Source organism: Pseudoalteromonas sp. P1-25 (assembly GCF_001401805.1).
Taxonomy (GTDB): domain Bacteria; phylum Pseudomonadota; class Gammaproteobacteria; order Enterobacterales; family Alteromonadaceae; genus Pseudoalteromonas.
On sequence record NZ_LKDW01000104.1, the window covers coordinates 1 to 356 of the forward strand.

Sequence of the window (356 nt, forward strand, 5' to 3'; positions counted from 1 at the left end):
GCGTTTATACCATCGCTCAAAGTGATGGTAACAGTTTGGCCGTCTTCAACATCAGTCACTGTGCCACGTATAACCATGGCGGCGCTTTCACCGTTACCATTAATCACGCCGTCGGCTGTTTTATCAATGCTGGTTGTAATAACTGCGGTGCTATCAAGTTCTACGCTATCTTGCGCGTTTACAGGGTTACCCGCTAAATCTGACACGCTGGCTGTAGCGGTGAGTGTGCCGTCATTTAATGCGCTTGCATCAATCGGATCGGTAACATATTCGCCGTTTTGTACAAGTGCCGTGGTTTCAACTTGGTTTGTGCCATCACTGATGATCACCGTCACGGTTTGACCGTCTTCCACATC

1 protein-coding gene is annotated in these 356 nt (G+C 48.6%); it reads right to left on the reverse strand.

Annotated features, from left to right (window positions below; translation table 11 throughout):
* A partial coding sequence (locus AN393_RS20310) for an Ig-like domain-containing protein (RefSeq protein ID WP_161804176.1) occupies window positions 1-356 on the reverse strand: 356 nt, incomplete at both ends.